Source organism: Stenotrophomonas sp. YJH_SMC_138, from assembly GCF_059369855.1.
The window spans coordinates 501,242-524,555 of sequence record NZ_JCAFTB010000001.1 but is presented as its reverse complement, the minus strand read 5'-3'; the positions used below and the strand labels follow the sequence as shown (position 1 = coordinate 524,555).

Annotated in this window: 20 protein-coding genes; 14 read left to right on the top strand and 6 right to left on the bottom strand. The window is 65.8% G+C overall.

Annotation, left to right across the window (positions count from 1 at the left end):
- Window positions 1-26: 26 nt before the first annotated feature.
- From AC5P7I_RS02300 to AC5P7I_RS02285, 4 genes are read left to right on the top strand one after another with little or no spacing between them, the layout of a single operon-like run.
- Window positions 27-494: a YbaN family protein gene (locus AC5P7I_RS02300; protein WP_014648319.1), complete on the top strand. Its 468-nt coding sequence runs from the start codon at window positions 27-29 to the stop codon at window positions 492-494.
- Entirely contained in the window at window positions 481-1,209 is a 729-nt protein-coding gene (gene exbB, locus AC5P7I_RS02295; protein WP_014648318.1) for a tonB-system energizer ExbB, read from the top strand. Before AC5P7I_RS02300 ends, exbB begins: the two co-directional genes overlap by 14 nt.
- Window positions 1,210-1,218: 9 nt before the next feature.
- The gene (exbD, locus tag AC5P7I_RS02290) at window positions 1,219-1,644 is read left to right on the top strand and encodes a TonB system transport protein ExbD (protein ID WP_014648317.1); all 426 of its coding nucleotides are present in this window, start codon (window positions 1,219-1,221) and stop codon (window positions 1,642-1,644) included.
- Window positions 1,641-2,363: an energy transducer TonB gene (locus AC5P7I_RS02285; protein ID WP_014648316.1), complete on the top strand. Its 723-nt coding sequence runs from the start codon at window positions 1,641-1,643 to the stop codon at window positions 2,361-2,363. Before exbD ends, AC5P7I_RS02285 begins: the two co-directional genes overlap by 4 nt.
- Before the next feature lie 78 nt (window positions 2,364-2,441).
- On the opposite strand, the gene AC5P7I_RS02280 is transcribed toward AC5P7I_RS02285, so the two are convergent.
- Window positions 2,442-4,469 (bottom strand): sodium-translocating pyrophosphatase, encoded by a 2,028-nt coding sequence (locus AC5P7I_RS02280; protein WP_180835282.1) that lies wholly within the window; start codon window positions 4,467-4,469, stop codon window positions 2,442-2,444.
- A 355-nt stretch (window positions 4,470-4,824) separates the two neighbouring features.
- Here AC5P7I_RS02280 and AC5P7I_RS02275 point away from each other — a divergent pair, with 355 nt between their 5' ends.
- Entirely contained in the window at window positions 4,825-5,328 is a 504-nt protein-coding gene (locus tag AC5P7I_RS02275; protein ID WP_197621495.1) for a hypothetical protein, read from the top strand.
- Between the two features lie 74 nt (window positions 5,329-5,402).
- On the opposite strand, the gene AC5P7I_RS02270 is transcribed toward AC5P7I_RS02275, so the two are convergent.
- The 3 genes from AC5P7I_RS02270 to AC5P7I_RS02260 all read right to left on the bottom strand — a co-directional run bounded on the left by AC5P7I_RS02270 (window position 5,403) and on the right by AC5P7I_RS02260 (window position 8,129).
- A complete protein-coding gene (locus tag AC5P7I_RS02270; RefSeq protein ID WP_014648313.1) occupies window positions 5,403-5,792 on the bottom strand; it encodes a DUF488 domain-containing protein in 390 nt (129 codons plus the stop codon).
- Window positions 5,793-5,912: 120 nt separating this feature from the next.
- Window positions 5,913-6,707, bottom strand: coding sequence for a hypothetical protein (locus AC5P7I_RS02265; RefSeq protein WP_046432358.1), 795 nt, complete (start codon window positions 6,705-6,707; stop codon window positions 5,913-5,915).
- Between the two features lie 165 nt (window positions 6,708-6,872).
- Window positions 6,873-8,129 carry a 6-phosphofructokinase gene (locus AC5P7I_RS02260; protein WP_262088115.1) on the bottom strand — a complete coding sequence of 419 codons (1,257 nt, stop codon included), beginning with the start codon at window positions 8,127-8,129 and terminating at the stop codon, window positions 6,873-6,875.
- Between the two features lie 136 nt (window positions 8,130-8,265).
- On the opposite strand from AC5P7I_RS02260, the gene AC5P7I_RS02255 reads away from it, so the two are divergent.
- From AC5P7I_RS02255 to AC5P7I_RS02245, 3 genes are all read left to right on the top strand, one after another.
- The gene (locus AC5P7I_RS02255; protein WP_032956019.1) at window positions 8,266-8,829 is read left to right on the top strand and encodes an adenylate kinase; all 564 of its coding nucleotides are present in this window, start codon (window positions 8,266-8,268) and stop codon (window positions 8,827-8,829) included.
- Window positions 8,830-9,160: 331 nt separating this feature from the next.
- Entirely contained in the window at window positions 9,161-10,525 is a 1,365-nt protein-coding gene (mpl, locus tag AC5P7I_RS02250; protein ID WP_262088114.1) for a UDP-N-acetylmuramate:L-alanyl-gamma-D-glutamyl-meso-diaminopimelate ligase, read from the top strand.
- On the top strand, window positions 10,522-11,100 hold the full coding sequence (locus AC5P7I_RS02245) for an LON peptidase substrate-binding domain-containing protein (RefSeq protein WP_262088113.1): 579 nt from the start codon (window positions 10,522-10,524) through the stop codon (window positions 11,098-11,100). The genes mpl and AC5P7I_RS02245 overlap by 4 nt, the downstream gene beginning before the upstream one ends.
- Window positions 11,101-11,277: 177 nt before the next feature.
- Here the strand turns inward: AC5P7I_RS02245 and AC5P7I_RS02240 are convergent, their stop codons facing one another.
- Window positions 11,278-13,275, bottom strand: a complete 1,998-nt coding sequence (locus AC5P7I_RS02240) for a bifunctional DedA family/phosphatase PAP2 family protein (protein WP_046432354.1) — start codon at window positions 13,273-13,275, stop codon at window positions 11,278-11,280.
- A gap of 85 nt (window positions 13,276-13,360) precedes the next feature.
- On the opposite strand from AC5P7I_RS02240, the gene AC5P7I_RS02235 reads away from it, so the two are divergent.
- From AC5P7I_RS02235 to AC5P7I_RS02215, 5 genes are all read left to right on the top strand, one after another.
- The gene (locus AC5P7I_RS02235; RefSeq protein ID WP_014648307.1) at window positions 13,361-14,023 is read left to right on the top strand and encodes a serine/threonine-protein kinase; all 663 of its coding nucleotides are present in this window, start codon (window positions 13,361-13,363) and stop codon (window positions 14,021-14,023) included.
- A complete protein-coding gene (locus AC5P7I_RS02230) occupies window positions 14,020-14,526 on the top strand; it encodes a DUF2867 domain-containing protein (RefSeq protein ID WP_041863783.1) in 507 nt (168 codons plus the stop codon). Before AC5P7I_RS02235 ends, AC5P7I_RS02230 begins: the two co-directional genes overlap by 4 nt.
- 237 nt (window positions 14,527-14,763) lie before the next feature.
- Window positions 14,764-19,944 (top strand): RHS repeat domain-containing protein, encoded by a 5,181-nt coding sequence (locus AC5P7I_RS02225; RefSeq protein ID WP_262088112.1) that lies wholly within the window; start codon window positions 14,764-14,766, stop codon window positions 19,942-19,944.
- 7 nt (window positions 19,945-19,951) lie between these two features.
- Window positions 19,952-20,968 (top strand): RHS repeat-associated core domain-containing protein, encoded by a 1,017-nt coding sequence (locus AC5P7I_RS02220; protein ID WP_169412112.1) that lies wholly within the window; start codon window positions 19,952-19,954, stop codon window positions 20,966-20,968.
- Window positions 20,965-21,471: a hypothetical protein gene (locus AC5P7I_RS02215; protein ID WP_041863781.1), complete on the top strand. Its 507-nt coding sequence runs from the start codon at window positions 20,965-20,967 to the stop codon at window positions 21,469-21,471. The genes AC5P7I_RS02220 and AC5P7I_RS02215 overlap by 4 nt, the downstream gene beginning before the upstream one ends.
- A 155-nt stretch (window positions 21,472-21,626) precedes the next feature.
- Here the strand turns inward: AC5P7I_RS02215 and AC5P7I_RS02210 are convergent, their stop codons facing one another.
- Window positions 21,627-22,310, bottom strand: a complete 684-nt coding sequence (locus AC5P7I_RS02210) for a hypothetical protein (RefSeq protein ID WP_032956036.1) — start codon at window positions 22,308-22,310, stop codon at window positions 21,627-21,629.
- 108 nt (window positions 22,311-22,418) lie between these two features.
- Between AC5P7I_RS02210 and AC5P7I_RS02205 the strand changes: the two genes are divergently transcribed.
- The gene (locus AC5P7I_RS02205) at window positions 22,419-23,237 is read left to right on the top strand and encodes an SDR family oxidoreductase (protein WP_014648303.1); all 819 of its coding nucleotides are present in this window, start codon (window positions 22,419-22,421) and stop codon (window positions 23,235-23,237) included.
- The last annotated feature ends 77 nt before the right edge of the window (window positions 23,238-23,314 follow it).

Below are 23,314 nucleotides of genomic sequence, written 5' to 3'. Positions count from 1 at the left end.
GGTGCCCGCCTGCGGATGCAGCGCTGATGCGTTGGCTCTGGTTCGCGCTGGGGTGGTTGATGGTCGTCCTCGGGGTGATCGGCGCGTTGCTGCCGGTGATGCCGACCACCATCTTCCTGATCCTCGCCGTGGGCTGCTTCGCACGCAGCTCGCCGAAGTTCGAGCAGCGCCTGCTGGCGCATCCGCGCTACGGCCCGTCACTGCGGCTGTGGCGTGAGCAGGGTGCGGTGTCGCGCAAGGGCAAGGCGTTCGCCAGTGCCGGCATGGCCGTGGGTTTTGCGCTGTTCTGCTGGGGAGCGCACCCGTCGTGGCGCCTGCTGCTGGGCGTGGGCCTGTTCTTCGCGGTCAGCGCCGGCTACGTGCTCAGCCGACCCGCGCCGCGGCTGCAGCCCCATCCGGTCGTGGAAGTGGACGACGCCAATGATCCGCGTGCGACCCGCCGTCGCGCAGCGACCCCTGATGCTGATGGAAACCGAGACGATGCTGCCTGCTGACCTGGCCCCTGTGGCCGCCCCCGCATTGACTCCGTGGGGCATGTACCTGGCCGCCGACGTGGTGGTGAAGGCCGTGATGATCGCGCTGGCACTGGCGTCGCTGGCCACCTGGACCGTGCTGCTGGCCAAGGGCTGGGAGCTGGCGCGGCAGGCCCGGCAGCTGCGTGCGGCACGCGCGCTGTTGCTGCAGTCCGCACAGCTGCCGACGCAGAGCGAGGAAGCGACCCTGCAACAGGGCGCCGCACTGACGATGCTGGATGCTGCACGCACCGAACTGCGCCTGTCGCAGGAGCTGGACAGCCACGACGGCATCAAGGAGCGCGTCGCCTCGCGCCTGGAGCGCATCGAGCTGGAAACCGCGCGCGTGCAGCGGCGCGGTATCGGCGCGCTCGCCAGCATCGGCGCGGTGGCGCCGTTCGTCGGCCTGTTCGGTACGGTGTGGGGCATCATGAACAGTTTCATCGGCATCGCCCACAGCAACACCACCAGCCTGGCGGTGGTTGCGCCCGGCATCGCCGAGGCCCTGTTGGCGACAGCGCTCGGCCTGGTCGCGGCGATTCCCGCGGTGCTGGTCTACAACCATTTCAGCCGCGTGCTGGCCGGCCTGCGGGGGCTGCTCGGCGATCTGTCGGCCGCCGTGCAGCAGCTGGTGTCGCGCGATCTTGATCGTGCCGTCCCGCGTGCCGCTGCGGCGCCGCTGCGCGCGGTGCACTGAGGCGCGACGATGGCGATCAGGACCGCGTCCGACCGCGACGATGCCCCCGAAGAAGCGCACGAGATCAATGTCACGCCCTTCATCGACGTGATGCTGGTGCTGTTGATCATCTTCATGGTGGCCGCACCGCTGGCGACCGTGTCGGTGCCGGTGCAGCTGCCGGCCAGCAGCGCCAGTGACACGCCGCCCGAACAGGCGCCGGTGTATGTGACTGTGCAGGCCGATCTGTCGCTTCGCGTTGGCGAACAGGCCGTAGCGCGCGACGGGCTGGCGGCTGCATTGCAGGCGGCCACTCACAGTGACACCGCGCAGCGTATCTTCCTTCGCGCCGATACCCACGTGCCCTACGGCGAACTGATGGCCACGCTGGATGCATTGCGTGCGGCCGGTTACCTGAAGGTGGCACTGGTCGGCCTGGAGCAGCGCACGCAATGAGCGGACTGCGGCGCTGGGCGACCAGCCTGGCGATCGTACTGCTGGTGCACGCGCTGTTGATCGGCGCGGCCTGCTGGTGGGTGGCGCGCGCACCGGTGCAGGCTGCAACGGCTCCCCCGGCAGCGCTGACGCTGGAGCTGGCGCCGATGGCGCAGGCACCGCCGGCGCCGCCGCGCGAGGTCGCCACCGGGCCGCTGCAGCAGCAACAGCAGCGGCAGCAGGCGCCAGCGCCAGCCGTGCGTGAGCAACCCAAGGCACCCGTGCAGCCGCAGGGTGAGCTGCCTCCGCCAGAAGCGCCGGAACCAGCGCCCGCGCCGGACAGCGCCGATGCCAACGTCGCGCAGACCAGCGCACCGCCGCAGGTGGCCGCCGACGCTGCCGCACGCTACACCGCGCCGCAGACCACGGCGGGTGAGCGCAGTCGTGCCGAGGCGACCTGGGAAGGGCGCCTGCTCGGGCACCTGCAGAAGCACCGGCGCTATCCACGCCAGGCCGAGCGGCTGCGCCAGCAGGGCGTGGTCTACGTGCGCTTTGCCGTGGCCCGCGACGGTGTGGTTTCGGCGGTGGTGCTGGGCCGCAGCAGCGGCTTCGCGTTGCTCGACCAGGAGACGCTGGACACCGTGCAGCGGGCCAGCCCGCTGCCGGCGCCGCCGGCCGAAATGGCCGGCGACCCGGTGGAAGTGATGGTGCCGGTGTCGTTCTTCCTGCGTGGGCGGTGATTGACGGTGGGGTCGGATCCCTTTCCGCAGGAAAGGGCTCTGACCCCATCGAGGCCGTCATCCACGCATGGCGCGGATCTACAACAGCGGCACCAGCAGCAGCGCCACGATGTTGATGATCTTGATCAGCGGATTGATCGCCGGGCCGGCAGTGTCCTTGTACGGATCGCCGACGGTGTCGCCGGTCACTGCCGCCTTGTGTGCCTCGCTGCCCTTGCCGCCGAAGTGGCCATCCTCGATGTACTTCTTGGCGTTGTCCCAGGCACCGCCGCCGGTGGTCATCGAAATGGCCACGAACAGGCCGGTCACGATGGTGCCGATCAGCAGGCCGCCCAGCGCGCGTGGCCCCAGCAGCAAGCCGACCACCACCGGCACCGCCACCGGCAGCAATGACGGCACGATCATTTCGCGGATCGCCGAGCGGGTCAGCATGTCCACCGCCTTGTCGTACTGGGGCTTGCCGGTGCCCTGCATGATGCCGGGGATCTCGCGGAACTGGCGGCGCACTTCCTCCACCACCGCACCGGCGGCGCGGCCGACCGCTTCCATCGCCATCGCACCGAACAGGTAGGGAATCAGGCCGCCGATCAGCAGGCCGATGATCACCGTGTGGTCGCTGAGATCGAAGCGGAACTCCTGGCCGGGATTGGCCGCCTGCAGGTTGTGGGTGTAGTCGGCGAACAGCACCAGTGCGGCCAGCGCCGCCGATCCGATCGCATAGCCCTTGGTCACTGCCTTGGTGGTGTTGCCCACTGCATCCAGCGGATCGGTGATGTCGCGGATCTCCGAGGGCAGCTCGGCCATTTCGGCGATGCCACCGGCGTTGTCGGTGATCGGGCCGTAGGCATCGAGGGCGACAATCATGCCGGCCATCGACAGCATCGCGGTAGCGGCGATGGCGATGCCGTACAGGCCGCCCAGCGCGAAGGCTCCCCAGATCGCCGCACACACCGCCACCACTGGCAGCGCGGTGGACTTCATCGAAATGCCTAGGCCGGCGATGATGTTGGTGCCATGGCCGGTGGTCGAGGCCTGCGCCACGTGCTGCACCGGCTTGTACTGGGTGCCGGTGTAGTACTCGGTGATCCACACGATCAGCCCGGTCAGCACCAACCCGATCAACGCGCAGCCATACAGCGCCATCGGCCCATGCACGTTGTCGGACATCAGCCCGGTGGTGATCGGATAGAACGCAATCGCCGCCAGCACGCCGGAGACGATCACGCCCTTGTACAGCGCACCCATGATCGAGCCGCCCGGCTTCACCTTGACGAACAGCGCACCGATGATCGAGGCGATGATCGATACGCCGCCCAGCACCAGCGGGTAGAGCACCGCGTTGGCGCCGGCCTCGGCCAGCATCAGGCTGCCCAGCAGCATGGTGGCGATCACGGTCACCGCGTAGGTCTCGAACAGGTCGGCGGCCATGCCGGCGCAGTCACCGACGTTGTCACCGACGTTGTCGGCGATCACCGCCGGGTTGCGCGGATCATCTTCGGGAATACCGGCTTCGACCTTGCCGACCAGGTCGGCGCCGACGTCGGCTCCTTTGGTGAAGATGCCGCCGCCCAACCGCGCGAAGATCGAGATCAGCGACGAACCGAACGCCAGCCCGACCAGCGCGTGCAGCGCCTGCTCCATCGGCAGGCCAATGCGCAGCAGCAGTGCGTAGTAGCCTGCCACGCCCAGCAGGCCCAGCCCGACCACCAGCATGCCGGTGATCGCGCCGCCGCGGAAGGCGACGTCCATCGCCGCGCTGATGCCCTGGCGCGCCGCCTCCGCGGTGCGCACGTTGGCGCGCACCGACACGTTCATGCCGATGTAGCCGGCGGCGCCGGACAGCACCGCACCGACCGCGAAACCAATCGCGGTGTACCAGCTGAGGAACACCCCGACCAGCACGAACAGCACCACGCCGGCGATGCCGATGGTCAGGTACTGACGGTTGAGGTAGGCGCGCGCACCTTCCTGGATCGCGGTGGCGATCGCAACCATGCGCTCATTGCCGGTGGGTTGGCGCAGGATCCAGCGCGCCGAGACGATTCCGAACAGGATCGCGAGAATGGCGCAGCCCAGCGCCAGTGACAGCCCGTGACGTTCCAGCATTAGACCCCTCCGCAGAATGGATGTAGGCATCCAGTGGCGATGAACGGCACCACGAGGGGGACGACGGGCTGCAGCCTGGAACCAACCCGTACCGACCTTGGTGGTCGTCCGACGTATGGCGGTGTTCAGCATTCCCTGGTGCCTGCAGTATGCGTGCCGCTCTTTGTAGAGTCGAGCCATGCTCGACTGGCCCGTGGGAGCCGCGCCGCATGACCCGTGGGCGCCCTGCCAATGAGCGCGTCGACATGCGCGCGGACCCGCCGCCAGGCAAGGGCATGATTTGCGAGCCACCGGCCTTTGCACCCCGTTAAGCCAGCCTCTGCAAGCCTGCGCGGAGTCCCGATGGAGATCCCCCATGCGCCTGTCCCTGTTGATGCTCGCCGCCCTGGCCCCGGCCGTGCCGGCACTCGCTGCGGAAACCCCGGAGCTGCAGCGTGCCGTGGGCGCACCCCAGACGGTGGGCGCGGTGCATACGCTGCGGCAGATTCCCGAGGCCTGCGCACGCCTGGAAGGTGCGTTCACCGGCGATGCCGCCGCCCCGTACCGCTTCTCCGCCGTGCGTACCAGCGAGCAGTGCCAGCCACGTGCGCGCTTCGTCGACTACACCAAGGCACAGCCGAGTGCCGACAAGGGCTGGAAGCTCAACGATGTGATCCGCGTGCCCAACGCGGCATGCCCGGCGCAGCAGGCGGTGGTGCGGGTGTGGCGCCTGCCGTCGAGCAACAAGGTCGAGCTGGATGGGCAGGGCCAGTCGCGCATCTATCTGGAAGAGGCCAAGAAGCAGGCGGCAGCCGGCCAGATTCCGCAGGTGACGATGTTCGCCGCGCAGCTGCAGATGGAAGGAAAGGCCTGCAATTGAGATGATGCGTGCGCTGCGCCCACGCAGTCGTCCACGGGTGGTAGTGCCGGCCGCTGGCCGGCATCCGGCTGATCTCACTCCGCCAGCGTCGCCCCGCGCGCCACCAGCAGCTCGCGCAACGCCCTGCGATGGCAATGCGCTTCGTCCTCGCAGTAGCAGCCCACGCTGAGGTCGCTGTGCTGCGACATCGCGGCCAGCAGGTCCAGCGCGTGCGCGGCATCGGGCGCTTTCATCTCGGCCTTGTAGTGGCGGAAGAACGCAGTCCAGTCGGCGGCGGTCTTCGCCTCATGGGCCTGTTTCACCAGCTCCGCGCTGGGTGACAGAGTCGGGAACCAGACGTCGTACCAGTCCCGTTTCGCGAATTCGCTGCGGGGCACGCCGCGTGGTGGTCGCCGCACGGTGCCGATGCGCAGACCCTCACCGGGTTGGCGCGGGCTGCCGAGACGAACAACACGCAGTGCCATGATGACCTCCAGGCGGGGCGTCCATCATCCTGCGATGCACGTGCGCCAGGCGTGAACCGCTGGGGAAACGAAAAGGCCCGGGCGCCTGCGCACCCGGGCCTTTTCCCATGCCGGCAGCGGTCAGTTGCCGCGGCAGTCCTTCAGCCACAACACCCGACCGATCTGGTCGTAGCTGTCGACCACGCCGGTCAGCGTTACTTTCTCGCGCGGGCGCAGGGCCAGCGCATACGCGGCCTGGTTGGCTGCGAACGAGCAGGAAATGGCCACACGCTCAAAATCGATGCTGCCATCGCTGGGCAGGTCGAAGCTGGTGTTGTAGGTGCCGCCACTGCGCAGCACGGTGGTGATGCGACCGGTGATGGCGTAGGTCTTGCCCTTGTAGCGCGGCTCGACCGCGGCCGGGTTGTCCTTGTTCTGGTTGCGCAGCTGGAAGCCGAAGCGGTCGGCGGCAATGGTCACCACCGAGGCCTGCGGAGTGGCCTTGGCCGCCTGTTCGCCCGCCTTGCCTGGCTTGATCTGGTTGAGCAGCTTGCACATTTCTTCGCGCACGCCGTCGGCCGGGGCGATGGCGCCCTTGTTGACCTTCACCACCATGCCGACGGTGCCCTGGCCGCCTTCGGAGGTGGCACTGATGATCATCGGAATCGGCTTGTGGGCCATGGATTCCGGCTCTTCGATCAGCATCGAGCCGCCTTCCACGTCCTCGCTGAGGACGTCCATGTTGGCGTTCTTGGCGATTACCCGCATCTGGCCGATGGCGCTGGCCACGGTCAGGTCAGGATGGGTGACCGATGAAGTGAAGGTAGTGCCGACGAAGGGATTGCCCTTCTTCTGGAAGTTGCTTTCGCAGGTCGCAGCGAAGGCCGGCGCGGCAGCACCGCACAGCAGCGCGGCGATCAGGATCGGGTGCTTCATGGTTACAGTCCTTGTGAAATGGCAGCACGGGCCCGGGCCTTGAGGGCCGGGCAGCGTCGAATCTTGCTTGCAGCGGCCCCTTTGCCCCGGGCCGGAGCCCGATTGTGGGGCGCTTCGGCGGCCGCCGCAATGCGCCCTGTGCGCCGCACAGGACGCAGGCACACTTCAGCCCTCGAAGGCCGGCAGCTTCTGCTTCACCGCCACGTTCTTCAGTGTCACGTACTTCGGCAGGCCGTCGGTGCCATAGGGAAGCGGCGCTTCGCCCTTGATCAGCGGCGACAGGTAGGCGCGCGCCTTGGCGGTGATGCCGAAGCCATCGCGGCGGATGAAGCCGGCTGGCATCTTCTTCTCGTGGTTGGCGATCTTCGACAGCGGGGCCGCTTCGATCTTCCAGCGATAGGGCGCATCGCTGCTGCGCACGATCACCGGCATCACGCCGTTCTGGCCCTTCAGTGCCAGCTGCACGGCGGCCTTGCCGACCGCCTGTGCCTGCTCCCAGTCGGTCCTGCTGGCCAGGTGGCGGGCCGAGCGCTGCAGGTAGTCCGGCAGCGCCCAGTGCACCTTCAGGCCCAGCTGGTCCTTGACCCGTGCAGCAAGGTGCGCGGCCACGCCGCCCAGCTGCGAGTGACCGAACGAGTCCTTGCCGCCGCCTGCGTCGGCGACGAAGCGGCCATCGGCGGTCGCGATACCTTCCGACGCCACCACCACGCAGTAGCCGACGCGCTCGACCACGGCCTTCACCTTGGCCAGGAATGCGGCCTCGTCGTAGGCGCGCTCGGGCAGCAGGATGATGTGCGGTGCTTCGTCATCACCGTTGCCAGCCAGGCCGGCGGCCGCGACCAGCCAGCCGGCGTGGCGGCCCATCGCCTCGTAGATGAAGACGCGGGTGGAGGTCTCGGCCATCGCCGCAACGTCCAGCGCCGCCTCGCGCACCGAGACGGCGGTGTACTTGGCCGCCGAGCCGAAGCCGGGGCAGGTGTCGGTCACCGCCAGATCGTTGTCGATGGTCTTGGGCACGCCAATGCAGGTCAGGTCGTAGCCGGAGGCCTTGGCCAGCTGCGAGACCTTCAGCGCGGTATCGGCCGAGTCGTTGCCGCCGTTGTAGAGGAACCAGCGCACGTCGTGCGCGCGCAGCACCTCCAGCAGGCGGTCGTAGCGGGCGCGGTCGGCGTCCAGCGATTTCAGCTTGACCCGGCACGAGCCGAAGGCACCGCCCGGGGTATGGGCCAGCGCGCGGATGGCCGCGGCACTCTCCTTGCTGGTGTCGATCAGCTCCTCGCGCAGGGCGCCGAGGATGCCGTTGCGGGCGGCCAGGACCTTGATGCCCTTGGCCCGCGCCTGCTCGATCACCGCCGCCGCCGTGGCGTTGATGACGGCGGTGACACCGCCGGACTGGGCATAAAGGAGAGTACCGTTGCGCATGCTTCTACCTGCTCGGGGGAGGGGACATTGCAGGGACATTACCCGGATGCGGTAAAGTGGCGCTATTGCGGTGCAGCGATACCGGACCGTCCGGGACGCGAACCTTCTTTGTTTTCAACACGTTGGAGTCAGGTCAATGCGATTGGTTCTGTTGGGACCGCCCGGTTCGGGCAAGGGGACACAGGCGACGCGCCTGAAGGAAAAGCTGGGCATCGCCCACATTTCGACCGGTGACATGCTGCGCGCGGAAATCGCCGCCGGCACCGAGCTGGGCAAGCAGGCCAAGACGGTGATGGATGCCGGCAACCTGGTGTCGGACGACATCCTGCTGGGCATGCTGGAGTCGCGCCTGACCCAGGCTGATGTCGCCAAGGGCTTCATCCTCGATGGCTACCCGCGCAACGTGGCCCAGGCCAATGCGATGGACGGCCTGCTGGCCAAGATCGGCCAGCCGCTGGACGCCGTGGTGCAGCTGGACGTGGCCACCGAGCTGCTGGTGGATCGCATCGCCGGTCGTGCCAAGGAGCAGGGCCGCGCCGATGACAATCCGGAAGCGGTGCGCCAGCGCCTGCAGGTCTACAACGAGCAGACCGCCCCGGTGGTCGATTTCTACGCCGGCCGTGGCACCCTGGCCCGCGTCGATGGCGTCGGTGAGCTGGACGAGATCGAAGCCCGCATCCTGGCGGCGATCAAGGCCTGATCCGGCCGGGCCGGCGCGAATTGCCGGCTCCCCGGGCGCAAAAAAACACAGGCCTGGTCCGCGAGGATCAGGCCTGTGTCGTTTGACAGGCGCCAGCGAAGGGCTTGCTCAGGGCCCCGCAGCATGAGCTCCCTTGGGGATGGCCTCTTGGGGAGTAGGACCGGTTCGGGTACTGCGGCTGGCAGTTCGAATTGTGTCCGGGTTCACAGAACATCGCTATCGGGAATTCCCTGACAGCTGATTGGAGTTTTCTCACATCCCGTGTAGGGGTTGTCTTACCCGATAGCGGACATTGGCCCTATACAGCCGTCATCGGTCACAATCCTCGGTCATGAGCAGCGTACATATCCTTGCAATTGCCGGCACCTTCATGGGCGGCGTGGCCGCCCTGGCGCGGGAACTCGGGCATTCCGTCAGCGGCAGCGACCAGGCCATCTACCCGCCGATGTCGACCCAGCTCGAACAGCTGGGCATCACCCTGGACCAGGGCTACCGTGCCGACAGCGTGCCGGCCGGCACCGACGAGGTGGTGATCGGCAACGCGCTGTCGCGCGGCAATGCCGCCGTGGAAGCCGTGCTCGATGCCGGCCAGCGCTATATATCCGGTGCGCAGTGGCTGTCCGAGCAGGTGCTGCCGGGCCGCGACACGCTGGCCGTGGCCGGTACCCATGGCAAGACCACCACCACCACCATCCTCACCTGGCTGCTGGAAAGTGCAGGGCGCTCGCCCGGCTTCCTGATCGGCGGCGTCGCCGAGGATTTCGGAGTCTCCGCGCGCCTGGGCCAGGGCCGCGAGTTCGTGGTCGAAGCCGATGAGTACGACACGGCCTTCTTCGACAAGCGCAGCAAGTTCGTGCACTACCGGCCGCTGGTGGCCATCCTCAACAATCTTGAATACGACCACGCCGACATCTTCCCGGACGTGGCGTCGATCCAGCGCCAGTTCCATCACCTGGTGCGCACGGTGCCGGCGCGTGGCCGCCTGATCGTCAACGGCGATGATCAGCACCTGGCCGAAGTGCTGGCGATGGGCTGCTGGACCCCGGTCGAGCGGTTTGGTTTCGATCCGTCGCTGGAGTGGCATGCCGAGCTGCTGGCCGCTGATGGCAGCGCGTTCCGCGTGCACCATCGTGGGCAGGCGCTGGGCGACGTGCAGTGGTCGCTGCTGGGCCGCCACAACGTGCTCAACGGGCTGGCCGCGCTGGCCGCTGCGCATGCAGTGGGCGTGGCGCCGGCCACGGTGATCCCGGCGCTGGCGCGCTTCCGCAGCGTCAAGCGCCGCATGGAAGTGATCGGCAGCCATGGCGGCATCACCGTCTACGACGATTTCGCCCATCACCCCACCGCGATCGCCACCACGCTGGAAGGCCTGCGTGCCAGGGTCGGCGATGCGCGCATCGTGGTTGCGATGGAACCGCGCAGCAACTCGATGCGGTTGGGCGCACATGCGCAGGCACTGGCACCGTCGCTGGCGCTGGCTGATGAAGTGGTGTTCCTGCATCGCCCGGAACTGGCCTGGGATGCCGCTGCGGTGATCGCTGCGGTACGTGGTGACGCCCACGCGGTGCCGGATACCGACGCATTGCTGGCGCAGCTGCAGTCCAGCGTGCGTAGCGGCGACCACGTGGTGTTCATGTCCAACGGTGGCTTCGACGGCGCCCCGCGCCGCTTCCTCGCCGCGTTGCAGGCCCGATGAGCGTCGACAGCCCGCTGCCGCTGTTTCCGCTGCACACCACGCTGGTGCCGGGTGCGGCGGTGGGCCTGCGTGTTTTCGAGCGCCGCTATCTGGACCTGGTCCGCGACAGCGGCCGCAGTGGTGAGGGGTTCGGTGTCTGCCTGATCCTCGATGGCGAGGAAGTCGGCGCACCGGCGACGCCGGCGGCCTACGGTGTGCAGGTGCGCATCGAAGACTTCGATGTCGGTGCCGATGGCGTGCTGCAGCTTCGCCTGCGCGGCACCCGCCGTTTCCATGTGGAGCGTACCCGCGTGCGCGACAACGGCCTGGTGGTGGCCGACGTGCGCTGGTGCGAGGAAGACCCGGACGACGAACTGCGACCACAGCACGCGCTGCTGGCCACGGTGCTGGGGCACATCATCGAACAGGCCGGCGAGGCTTATGCGCCGGCCAACCCGGCGTTGCTGGACCAGGCCAGCTGGGTCGGCTGGCGGCTGGCCGAGCTGTTGCCGCTGAGCGAGCAGCAGCGCCTGCAGCTGCTGCAGATGGACGACCCGCACCAGCGATTGCAGCAGTTGCTGGGCTGGATGCCGTAGCAGCCTGCCTTGGGTGGGTGTGCACCTTGGTGCACACGCTGGGGCATGCGTGGAATGCCATCCACGCACGGCGTGGATCTACTGTAGAGCCGAGCCTATGCTCGGCTTGATGGTTCCCGCGAAGAGCAGCCGAGCATGGGCTCGGCTCTACAGTGGGTGATCGCGCACCGGTGCCGGTCAGGGCGCCGTGGTCTTCAACCGCAGCACCGGCAACCCGGTTTCGCTGTGCACATCCTCGCGCTGCGGCAGGTCCTGCACGGCGTCCTTCACTGCGTTGAGCGCCGGGTCGACGCCACGCAGCGGGTGCCACATGCCGATCCACTCGAAATGACGCTCGTAGCGCAGGGTCTGCGCACTGCCCAGCCATAGCGGCGTATTGCCCGGTTGCAACTGCGCAGGGGCTGGCCACAGGCGCAGTACATAGCGCTCATCGCGGTGTGTACCCGGGCGCACCATCAACAGCGCTTCCACGCGCGTGTCCAGCGTGGCTGGCAGCACCGGCAGTTCGTCGGCACCCGTGTTCTTGTCCAGCATCAGCAGCGCCTCCTGCCAGCCGGCCTGTTCCTGCCGCTTCCAGCCGCGTGCTTCCAGCTGCGCCTGCAGCGGGGCCAGCGGGCCCGCCACCTGCACGTCCAGCGGCCAGCGCTGGTCGTCGTCGAACTCGTTGCGGCGCGCCGGCAGTGTCGCCCAGTCGTGCTGCCACCAGGCCTGCATGTCCATCGCCTGCGCCGCCGGCAGGGTCGGCTCGAAGCGTTCCAGCTTCACCGGAATGTGGCGCGGCGCGTACCACATCGCCGCCACGGCGAAGACACCGTAGAACAGCCACGCCACCGGCTTCACCCAGAACGAGCGGTTGAAGCGGCGGCGGTAGGCGATGCCCAGCACCAGCAGCCAGAACGTGCCGAACAGCATGCCGCCGATCACATCGCTCAGCCAGTGCGCGCCCAGGTACAGGCGCGAGAAGCCGATCAGGCTGACCACGATGCCCGACACCAGGTACGGCCAGACACGGGTGCGGCCAGGCATCTCGCGGGCGATCAGCACCGCGAAGAAGCCGAAGGTGATGGTGGCCATGGTCACCGACACCGACGGGAAGCCAAAGCCACTGCTGGCATCGACCGGTCGCACCACATCCACCGTTGCGCCGAGCAGCATGGTCAACGCCAGGCCGAAGGCAAGCGCGGCCAGCCAGTGCGCGGCTGCCATCCAGCGGCGGCGCCAGATCAGGTAGCCCATCGCTGCAGCGGTGGCCGGCAACAACACCTGCCAGGCGCCCAGCGATGCCAGCGCGGCCATCGGGTAATCGGCCAGCGGATTGCGCAGCGCCAGCATGGCCTGGTGCACCAGCAGGTCGATCGCCAGCGGCTCGCCATGGGCGACCACCACGGTCAGCAGCGCGAACCAGCCCCAGCCCAGCACCAGCAGCATCAGCGCCAGCATCGCCAGCGGCACCGACTCGCGGCGCTTCGGGTCCAGCACACCGACGGTGTAGCGGCCCAGCGTCGGGTGTCGGTTGGACCAGTCCAGCAGCCGCGCCAGCCAGTTGTCCATGCGCGCGGCCGACCAGCGGTAGCCGTACAGCACGATGGCCCAGACCAGGCCGAGGATCACTGCCAGCAGGCCGACCACCACCACCAGTCGCCCTGCGACGGCGGCCACCGCGTCATAGGCCTCGCCGAGCACCCAGCCCGGTGCCAGGAACAGCACCGCCCACGAAATGCTGGCGATGCCACTGGCCTGCATGTAGCGGCTGGCCGGCATTTTCATCATGCCGGCGATGGCCGGCACGAACGGCCGGATCGCGCCCACGTAGCGTGCTACCAGGATGCTCTTGAAGGCATTGCGGCGGAACAGGTTTTCGCCGCGGTCGAGCAGCTGCGGGTAACGGCTGAAGGGCCACACGCCACGCAGGCGGTCACCCCAGCGGCGCCCGATCCAGTAACTGATGCCATCACCGGCGAATGCGCCCAGTGCGGCTGCCGCCACCGCATACGGCCCGGAGATCTGGCCCAGCCCGATGAACACGCCCACCGCGAACAGCAGCGGCAGGGCCGGCACGATGGCGCCGAGAATGATCACCGCATCGCAGAAGGCGATGAGGAAGATAACGGCACCCGCCAGCACGGGGTGAGCGGCAATCCACGCGAGGGTGGCGTCGATCCATGAAGAGTCCATTGCCCGATTATAGGGGCGTGAAGGTGACTGGTTCCCAGCCGCTTGGTGACCGTTTGCAACGGGCGCCTTCGCCTAGAATGCGCACATGCCGCATTCGTCAGACACGCCCTCGCACGCCCTGAAGGCCGACAGCTTCGGTCGCATCCTCCTTGTGGAAGGGCCGGCCGGCTCCTTTGTACGCCGTGATCTGGGCGCCACACCACTGTGGTTGCGGCTGCCGGCCTGGTGGCTGGCCCGCCGTGAAGCACGCGCACTGCGCCACATCCACGGCATGGCCGATGTGCCGCAGCTGCTGGCGTGGGATGGACGTCATCTCGACCGCAGCTTCATGGCCGGCGACGCCATGTACCAGCGTCCGCCTCGCGGTGACCTGGCCTGGTTCCGCGCCGCGCGTCGTCTGCTGCAGCAGCTGCATCGCAATGGCGTGGCCCACAACGATCTGGCCAAGGAAGCCAACTGGCTGGTCACCGACGATGGCCGCCCGGCGCTGATCGACTTCCAGCTGGCGGTGATCGGCAACCCGCGCTCGCGCTGGATGCGCCTGCTGGCCCGTGAGGACCTGCGCCACCTGCTCAAGCACAAGCGCATGTACTGCCGCGAGTCGCTCACCCCGGTGGAAAAGCGGGTGCTCAAGCGCACCTCCTGGGTGCGCGAGCTGTGGTTCGCCACCGGCAAGCCGGTCTACCGCTTCGTCACCCGCCGCATCCTGCATTGGGAAGACAACGAGGGGCAGGGGCCGAAGCCGTGAGCCGTACGCAGGTGGTGACCGGCCCGCCGAGTGCAGGCAGCATCCTGCGCCCACAGCTGGCTGGCGCCGACTTCGTGCACGCCTGCCAGGCGACGACCCGTCGTGATGGGCGCTCGGCCTTGCAGGCCTATCGCGACATGGCGGCGACCATTCCCGGCTGGTTCGATGGGCTGATGGCACTGCGCAATCGCGGCATGCGCCTGCTCGGCATGAAGCACCTGGGCTCGTTGCGTGCGGTACAGGACATCGCGCAGCCGCGTCCGGGGCAACGGCTGGGCATCTTCACCCTGCAGTCGCTGGATGACGATGCCATCGTGCTGGAAGACGACGACCGCCACCTGCGTGTGCAGCTGGCCCTGCAGTGGCAGGGCGATGTGCTGGAAGTGGCGACGGTGGTCCATACGCACAACGCGTTCGGGCGCGTGTACATGCTGCCGGTTGCACCCGTGCATCGGCTGATCGTGCCGCATCTGCTGAGGAAGCAGGTGCAGGCGTACCGGTAGATCCACGCCATGCGTGGGTGCATTAAGCAATTCAATGGTCGCGTGCAAGTGCCAGATGATTGCCGTTGACGACCCCTTCCATCTGTTCGCAGCGCTCGCCTAGAATCAGGAACGAGAGAGTCGCATGGAAGCAACGTCGCGCCGTCCTGGCGCGGCTACGCATGCGGACGCGAGGGGAAAATTGTGAAGCGAGTTGCTGCTTGGCAGTGCCGTGTTGCTACGGCACTGACGCTGTGCGTGGTCGCAGGTTCGGTCTCGGCAGTCGAGCCCTACCAGGAATACCGCAAGCTCATTGAGTCCGCCCAGAACCTGACGGCGCTGAAGGATGATCTTTTCGGCGAGAGCGTCAGCCTCTACAACGGCAAGACTGAGTTTGCCGTCACCGACGTCAGCCTGCCAGGCAACAACGCCCTGCCGGTGCAGATGCGGCGCCGGTTCAGTGTCGAGATGGACCTGGTCGGGAGTGGCAGCTTCAACGCCAGTCTCGATGGTGTGGGCGGCTGGGAGGTCGACACGCCGTACATCACCGGCATGTTCCCCGGCGCGAGCGCCTGGCTGAACAATCGTTGCAGTGGCGACATGGTGCCTCAGTGGCCCATTTCCTTCCGGCTCAACGAAGTCTGGCAGGGCAACATGATCCATGTCCCGGGTGGTGGTGATCGCACCATGTTGGGGGCCTGGAACAACACGCCGATGCCGACAGACGGCGTTGCACGCAAGTGGAGCACCTCGCATCGCGATGCCATCGACTGTATTCCAATGAAGTCGGGTCTGGCTGGCGAGGGCTATCGGGTCAGGACCACCTCGGGCGAGTCGTACTTCTTCGATACCGCGTTCACGCGCTTTGGCGGCACGCTGGAGCGCTCGGGCGGCGAAGGAGACAGGACCAAGATCGCTCGCACGCGCATCTACCTCATGGCCAGCCGTGTAGAGGACCGGTCGGGCAACTGGGTACAGTACGAGTACAACGGCAACGGTCACCCGACCCGGATCTGGTCCAGCGATGGCCGCGAGATCACGCTGGCCTACAGCGGCACGCTTCTGGTGTCGGTGACTGCCGCGGGCCGTACCTGGAACTATGGCTACGGTCAGGTCGAAGGCCAGAACCGCCTCACCGCAGTTACCCAGCCCGATGGAAGCACTTGGTCCTACGCCTACTCCAGCGCGCTGCGCGCCTGGGAGAAGGTGAACTGGGACGGCAACAGCAACGAGACCTGTCAGGAGCAGCCGCCGGAGCGTGACGGTACGCTGGTCATGACCATCAAGCATCCGTCCGGTGCGATGGGTGAGTTCCAGTTTTCGAATGGTCGCCAGTACCGCAGTGGCGTCCATGCCAGCGAGTGCATCCGCCGGATCGCACAGTCGGCGTACTACTACGAAATCGTCACCCCGTTTTTCTACGACGTAGTCTCGCTGAGAGCCAAGAAGATCTGGGGACCGGGCCTGCCGAAGGTGCTGCAGTGGAGCTATGACTATGGCAGCGGCTACGAGCCGCTCTGGGGCGGCGTGGGCGGTGCAGCCATCTACCCCTGCACGACCTGCAAGAAGGAAAAGCAGGTCACGATCTCAAATCCCGACGGAACCCGCACGGCCTACCGCTATGGCTCGCAGTACGCGCTGAATGAAGGGCGGCTGCTGGGTAGCAGCGTCATTGACGCGGCCGGGAATGTGGTCAAGAGCAGCACCTCGGTCTACATGACCGAAGACGAAGTGAAATCACAGCCATTCGCCCCGCTTCACGGGATGATCTACAGTGGCGACGAGCCGAGCACAGCTCAGGTGCGGCCGGTCGTGGCCGAGGCCATCCAGCAGGATGGCGTGACCTACCAGACCAGCATATTGTTGTTCGATGATCTGGCTCGCCCGTTGCGTGTCAATAGCGCCAGTCCTTTGGGCGGCCGCACCGATGCCACTCAGTATGCGGACGACCGAAGCAGATGGATTCTGGGCGCGATCGCGAAGGTCACCAACGAGAATACCGGCGTGGTGGTCGAGCAGACGACGTTCGATGGCCTGATGCGGCCCACGGAAGTGCGTTCGTATGGGTTGTTGAAGCAGGTACTGGGCTACAACCCTGACGGAACCGTGGCCATGGTGGATGACGGTCGTGGCAATCGCACTACGCTTTCCGGCTGGAAGCGCGGCACGCCGCAGCAGATCCAGTTTGCCGACGGCGCTGTGCAGTCGGCGGTGGTGGACGACAATGGCTGGGTCAGCAGCGTTACCGATGAGAACGGTGCAACCACCCAGTACGGCTATGACGCAATGGGACGCATGGCCACCATCGACTGGCCGGCGGGCGACAGTGTGGCTTGGGCACGTACGACACAGAGTTTCACCGCCATCAACGGCGACGAGTACGGTATCGGAGCGGGTCATTGGCGGCAGACCGTCGCAACCGGAAACGCGCGGCGCAACGTCTATTTCGATGCCTTCTGGCGTCCGCTGCTGACTGAGGAATATGACGAGTCCTCGCGTGGCGTGACCCAGCGCTACCAGAGGTTTGCCTACGACGAAGCGGGTCGGCAGGTGTTCGCCTCGCACCCTGGCGAGTCTGCTGTGCTGAGTACAGGTACATGGACCGGCTACGACGCGCTGGGGCGACAGACCTCGGTGTCCGTCGACAGCGAGGCCGGTCTGCTGACATCGCTGACCAGTTATCTGGCGGGTGGCGGCTTGAAAGTGGTCGACCCCAAGGGCAATACGACGCTGACCACTTTCCAGGCGTTCGGTGCGCCGTCGACGGAATCCCCGGTGTCGATCATTCACCCGGCGGGCGCGTTCACCGATATCGATCGCGACATCTTCGGCAAGCCGCGCTCGATCGTGCGCCGCAACCAGGACGGCAGCGCCCGGATTGCCCGCAATTATGTGTATGACGGTCATCAGCAGCTCTGCAAGAGTGTGGAGCCGGAGACCGGCGCAACGCTGATGGGTTACGACGCAGCGGGCAATCTTGCCTGGAGCGCAGCTGGCCTGGACCTTTCCAGCACCACGGCATGCGACGCTGATGCTGGACCGGTTGCGGCCCGCAGGATCGTTCGTGGCTACGATGCGCGCAATCGGCTGTCGACACTTGCGTTCCCGGATGGGAATGGCAACCAGGGCTGGACGTATACAAGGGACGGCAAGCCGGCCACGGTGACCACGGCAAACGATGCGGGGACGACGCAGGCGATCAACACCTATACCTACAACAAGCGTGGGTTGTTGACGGCCGAAACCTCCAGTGACAGTACCCTCGGCATCCAGTCGCTGGGATATGCCTACAACGCCAATGGCGCACTTTCAGGCCTGACCTATCCGAGTGGGCGCTTCGTTGACTATGCGCCCAACGCGCTGGGCCAGCCGACCAAGGCGGGAGGCTACGCCTCAGGGGTGACTTACTACGCCAATGGGGGCATGAAGCAATTCACCTATGGCAATGGCATCGTGCACACGATGGCGCAGAACCAGCGCCAGTTGCCTACCCGGGTGGTCGACAGTGCCGGAGCGCTGGACACGACCTATGAGTACGACGCCAATGGCAACGTCGCGCGTATCGTCGACAATCTGGACGGGCAGCGCACGCGCACCATGGCCTACGACGGACTGGATCGTCTGATTCAGGCCACCTCGCCTTCGTTTGGCGGAGATGGCGTGTACCGCTACACCTACGATGCTGTGGACAACCTGCGTTCGGCCGCGCTGACCGGTGTCAAGGATCACGTCTATTGGTACGACACCCATAACCGGCTTACCAACGTACAGAACAGTGGAGGCGCCACCACTCTGGGCTTGAGCTACGACGCACAGGGCAACCTCTCCAGCCGCAACGGCGTCGGCTACAGCTTCGACTTCGGCAATCGCCTGCGCAGTGTGGCCAGCGCGGAGCGATACCGATACGACGCACATGGCCGGCGCATCCTGTCGGCGGGCGCCAATGACGGTGCCACCATTCGATCGCTGTACGGCAACGACGGTGTGCTGCGCCGGCAGGAAAATGCCCGGGAGGGCCGCAATACCGAGTACATCCACCTCAATGGCAGCCTGGTGGCGCAGGCCATCCAGGTCGTCGCGCCGGTTACGCCGGTCCTGACCGCGCCCGCGTTCAGCAACAACGGTGCCTATGCACTGCAGTGGACGGCGGTGTCTTACGGCAGCCGTTATGAACTGCGAGAGCAGGCAGCTGGCGGAGCTTGGGCCACGATCTACAACGGCGCCGAACGTAGCTGGAACACGTCCGCGAAGGCGGAAGGAACGTTTGGCTATGCTGTCCGCGCTTGCCAACAGGACAGCTGCAGTGGCTGGTCGGCGACGGCCAGTGTCGTGGTGCAGCGTCCTCCTGCGGCAAAGGCTGCTGTAAGCGCGCCCGCAACGGCATTCAATGGCAGCTACAGCATTACTTGGACGGAAGCGGCGGGCGCGGCAACCTATCGCCTGCAGGAGCAGGTGGGAGCGGGCGCCTGGCAGACGGTGCAGGAGAGCGCGGCGCGCAGTCTCGCGGTCTCCGGCAAGCCGGCCGGGACGTATGGGTACCGGGTCTTTGGCTGTAACCCAGCGGGCTGTGGTCCTGAATCAGATGTTGTCCGGACCCAGGTGATCTATCCGCCTGCAGCGGCACCTTCGCTCAACGTGCCGGGGCAGAGTCTCGATGGCAACTATACGATTGCGTGGAGCAGCGTCGACGGCGCATTGCGCTATGCACTGGAGGAGAGCTTCAACAATGGTGCATGGGCACAGGTTGCCTCACTGGCCAGCACCAGTCAGGCATTCGGTGGCAAGGGGACCGGCAACTATGCCTACCGCGTCCGGGCCGGCAACGATGCGGGGTGGGGCGTGTACTCGGCGACGAGTGTTGTTTCAGTGATCCGGCCACCGGCACCGCCCAGCCTGAGTGCGCCCGCAGGAACCTCGTCGGGCAGTGTCACGTTGAATTGGACGGGCGTTGCCATGGCGGCCAGTTACCTGCTGGATGAGAGTGTCAATGGCGGAACCTGGACGGCGGTCCAGAACGACGGTTCGACCCAGTCGCAGCGCAATGGTCTGGTGTTCGGCAACTACGCCTATCGCGTAAGGGCATGCAACATCTCTGGCTGCAGTGACTTCTCCAACACGGTGGTCGTCGCTTCCAATCCGCCCCCGGGTACGCCGCAGTTCATTCATTCCATCAAGTCGCAATGGAAGGAAGGGCGCGCCACCAAAATCTCCTGCGAGGTGAAGTGGACCAGCATGCCGGGTGCAACCAACTACGAGATGATGGCCTACGGCGGAAGGCTCGAGTATTCCGGTCCGGAGAGCTCAATCGAAGCTCAGGGCGCGGTCTACTGCGCGGAAGTACAGATTGTGCGCGCCTGCAATGCCAGCGGTTGTTCAGCCTGGTCCAACCCGTATCCGCAGAGCGTTGTGGATTACGGCGACCTGACCAACCCTCGGTGACCTGAAAATGAAGATCAAGAAAATTCTGGTTGGTGTCGCTGTTCTGTTGGGACTGTTGCTGGGCACAGTGAGTGTTTCGGCGCAGGAGATCGTCCAGTATGTGCATACCGACGCGCTGGGTTCCCCGGTTGCCATCTCTGATGCCAACGGCGCGATCGTCGAGCGCACCGTTTATGAGCCCTATGGTGCGACCGTAGGTGATGCGAAGGGGGATCGCCCGGGATTCACCGGGCATGTGTCGGACTCGGCGACGGATCTGACGTACATGCAGCAGCGGTACTACGATCCGTTGGTCGGGATATTCCTATCGACAGATCCGGTCGACGTGGGCTTGGACAACGGAGCCCTATTTAATCGATACATGTATTCGGCACTGAACCCCTATACTTTCGTTGATCCAGATGGCCGCTGCACTGGCTCTAGAATCACGAATAGTGACGGTACTTGTAAGAGTACCGGTGGGAACACGACGGCCACTGGGCCGACATCATCTGACTCCGCGATTCCGAGGGCGCCATCCTCTGGCTCATCTCCGAGCGTGGCATCTGGCGGAGAATCAAACTCCAACTGGCAAGAGATAAAGTCGCGTCTTGGCTTGTCGGGAGATTTGACAAAGAATGGAAACATCTTTGACGTCGGTGCCCTTTTTCATGATATCGCGATACCCGCAATGTACTCGCGGGGCGGCGGAGGGCTGGCCTCTGTTCCTGCTGCAATTCCAATGCTTGCTCGATTCAATTTTGCGGTACGAGCAGAGCATGTATTTAGAAGCGCCGCAGGGCATGTGAATCCCACTACGGTTGCTTCACAAATGAGATTTGTTGGTCTTTTCCAGCGTGTCAGCTCAAACCCGGCGAACCTAAGGGTGGATGCGGTTGCCGCGCGGCTAATGACGCAAGATGCAGCCTCTGCCGGTGTCAGTACGTACACTCAGACGATGAGGGGAGGGGCGCAGGTTTGGGTTCATGTGCGGAATGGTGAGATAGTCAACGCAGGCGTTAATGCCGCGGGAAAGGTAAGATGATGATTGATTCTGATGAATTGACTGATGTGGCGAAAACTCTTGCCTGGTACAAGAGTAATTTCTTCGAGGGCTGTGAAGAGAGCTTTGTTGCGGATTTTATGGTTTTTTGTTGGCAGGCGGTTGATCCCGGTCGCGTTGCTTCGCTGGATTTAGATGATGAAACTGTAGATGCATGCGCCGACATGCTCTCTGAGTTGAAGCTCTTTGTTGATGAGAGATGCGGGGAATGGGGGGCGCCTGCTTTCTGGAGGCGCTATATCGATTGGGCGGACTACGCCGCAGATTTTCCGCTTGATGAGTGCAAGCGGTTTATGCGAGAGACTGTTGGTTATCTTGAGCCTTCATTTTTCGTATTTACGACCACCGGCGGCACTGAGATGAGGTCCGAAGCAATGACGATTTTTGCCGAATACTCGCAGTCCCGCAAGGCGCGGGCTGCCTATGTTCGATCGGTAATTGAAAGTCGGCTGACGACTGACTCCTTCTATCAGCGATCCCGTTGATTCTCTCTGTCGCGAGATGCGAGAAACTGCTGCTGCGGTCGTCGTTCGGCTTTGTGGTCAGGGCAAAGCCGATATGTATGCTTCGCGCGGTCGATGTCGCCGGGCATGGCCCGGTCCACAGAGCATCTCGGCGCTTAACGCTAACGCTTAATGCCTTACGGCGTCGCCGGCACCACCTGCTGGCCAATGAAGTTGCGCTTGGCGTCGAAGTCGTACGCGATCTGCAGCTGGCCCACATCCGGGCAGGCGTGGCAGTCGCGCAGCGGCGTGCGGTACAGCAGGCGGACGCCACCGTTCTCCAGCGGCGTGGCCCCGGCCGACTGCGCCGGTGCGAACGGCGTGGCCTGCGGGTGGTCCTTCAGCAGGGCCTGCACGGCGGGGTCGGCACGCAGGGTGTCGTCCAGCTGCACGGCATCCACATCGATGCGCTTGCCGGTGGCGTCGACCAGGCGGGTGCCCTCGTTGGTGTTGGCGCGGAACGGATACTCGACCGTCGCAATGCCCAGGCCTTCGTTCTCGTGCCAGGCCGTCACGTAGGCCAGCTCGCCCCCGGTGGACAGCTGTTCGGCGGCGGTGATCGCATCGGCGCTGGCGCCGCCGGCGCGCATCGCATCGCGCAGGCAATCACGCGTGGCGGCGTTCTCACCCTGGCGGCAGGCGTTGAGGTCGCCATCCCACACCACGGCCTCGCTCCAGCGCAGCTTGCCGTCGGCGGCGGCCTTCTCTGCGCTGGGCGTGTCACCGGCAGGTGGCTCCTTGCCCGGTTCCGGTGAACGGCCCTGGCAGGCGGTCAGCAGCGCAAGCCCCAGGGCAGGCAGCAACAGGCGGGAACGGCGCATGGCGTGGACCTCGTGCGTTGTCTGGAGGCCCAAGTATCGTCAAGGCCGGGTGAACTCCACGTCGGCGCGGCATACTAGCGGCTCATTGCATACGCTGGAGTGTGGGACGTGGGCAGTCTGCAGGGCAAAACGCTTTTCATCACCGGTGCCTCGCGTGGCATCGGCCTGGCCATCGCACTGCGCGCTGCGCGCGACGGCGCCAACGTGGCCATTGCGGCCAAGTCGTCGGTGCCGAATCCGAAGCTGCCGGGCACCATCCATACCGCGGCCGAAGCGGTGACGGCGGCAGGCGGGCAGGGCCTGGCCCTGAAGTGCGACATCCGCGAGGAGGAGCAGGTACACGCCGCAGTTGCGGCCACGGTCGATACCTTCGGTGGCATCGACATCCTGGTCAACAATGCCAGCGCGATCTGGCTGCGTGGCACGCTGGATACGCCGATGAAGCGCTTCGACCTGATGCAGCAGGTCAATTCGCGCGGCAGCTTCCTGTGCGCGCAGGCCTGCCTGCCGTACCTGCTGCAGGCGCCGAACCCGCACATCCTCACTCTCGCGCCGCCGCCGAGCCTGGAACCGAAGTGGTGGGGCGCGCATACCGGCTACACGCTGGCGAAGATGGGCATGAGCTTCGTCACGCTCGGCCTGGCCGCGGAATTCGGCCCGCAGGGTGTGGCGGTGAACGCGCTGTGGCCGCGCACGGTGATCGCCACCGATGCGATCAACATGATTCCGGGCGTCGATGCGGCCGGCTGCCGCACGCCGCAGATCATGGCCGATGCTGCGCACGCGGTGCTGGTGCGCGAGGCGGCGGGTTTCCACGGCCAGTTCCTGATCGACGATGACGTGCTGGCACAGGCGGGTATCACCGATCTGTCCGGCTATGCGGTGGATCCATCGCGTCCGTTGTTGCCGGATCTGTTCCTGGAGTGATCGCGCGTCGCCGGCAGAGGCCGAGGGCTGCGACCTTCGGCCTGCTGCGCTAGAATGCGCGGCTGTAATCGTTTTCA

Coding starts and splice junctions, on each gene's coding strand:
- AC5P7I_RS02300 (WP_014648319.1), top strand. CDS start 27: ATGCGTTGGCTCTGGTTCGCGCTGGGGTGGTTGATGGTCGTCCTCGGG.
- exbB (WP_014648318.1), top strand. CDS start 481: ATGCTGCCTGCTGACCTGGCCCCTGTGGCCGCCCCCGCATTGACTCCG.
- exbD (WP_014648317.1), top strand. CDS start 1,219: ATGGCGATCAGGACCGCGTCCGACCGCGACGATGCCCCCGAAGAAGCG.
- AC5P7I_RS02285 (WP_014648316.1), top strand. CDS start 1,641: ATGAGCGGACTGCGGCGCTGGGCGACCAGCCTGGCGATCGTACTGCTG.
- AC5P7I_RS02280 (WP_180835282.1), bottom strand. CDS start 4,469: ATGCTGGAACGTCACGGGCTGTCACTGGCGCTGGGCTGCGCCATTCTC.
- AC5P7I_RS02275 (WP_197621495.1), top strand. CDS start 4,825: ATGCGCCTGTCCCTGTTGATGCTCGCCGCCCTGGCCCCGGCCGTGCCG.
- AC5P7I_RS02270 (WP_014648313.1), bottom strand. CDS start 5,792: ATGGCACTGCGTGTTGTTCGTCTCGGCAGCCCGCGCCAACCCGGTGAG.
- AC5P7I_RS02265 (WP_046432358.1), bottom strand. CDS start 6,707: ATGAAGCACCCGATCCTGATCGCCGCGCTGCTGTGCGGTGCTGCCGCG.
- AC5P7I_RS02260 (WP_262088115.1), bottom strand. CDS start 8,129: ATGCGCAACGGTACTCTCCTTTATGCCCAGTCCGGCGGTGTCACCGCC.
- AC5P7I_RS02255 (WP_032956019.1), top strand. CDS start 8,266: ATGCGATTGGTTCTGTTGGGACCGCCCGGTTCGGGCAAGGGGACACAG.
- mpl (WP_262088114.1), top strand. CDS start 9,161: ATGAGCAGCGTACATATCCTTGCAATTGCCGGCACCTTCATGGGCGGC.
- AC5P7I_RS02245 (WP_262088113.1), top strand. CDS start 10,522: ATGAGCGTCGACAGCCCGCTGCCGCTGTTTCCGCTGCACACCACGCTG.
- AC5P7I_RS02240 (WP_046432354.1), bottom strand. CDS start 13,275: ATGGACTCTTCATGGATCGACGCCACCCTCGCGTGGATTGCCGCTCAC.
- AC5P7I_RS02235 (WP_014648307.1), top strand. CDS start 13,361: ATGCCGCATTCGTCAGACACGCCCTCGCACGCCCTGAAGGCCGACAGC.
- AC5P7I_RS02220 (WP_169412112.1), top strand. CDS start 19,952: ATGAAGATCAAGAAAATTCTGGTTGGTGTCGCTGTTCTGTTGGGACTG.
- AC5P7I_RS02215 (WP_041863781.1), top strand. CDS start 20,965: ATGATGATTGATTCTGATGAATTGACTGATGTGGCGAAAACTCTTGCC.
- AC5P7I_RS02210 (WP_032956036.1), bottom strand. CDS start 22,310: ATGCGCCGTTCCCGCCTGTTGCTGCCTGCCCTGGGGCTTGCGCTGCTG.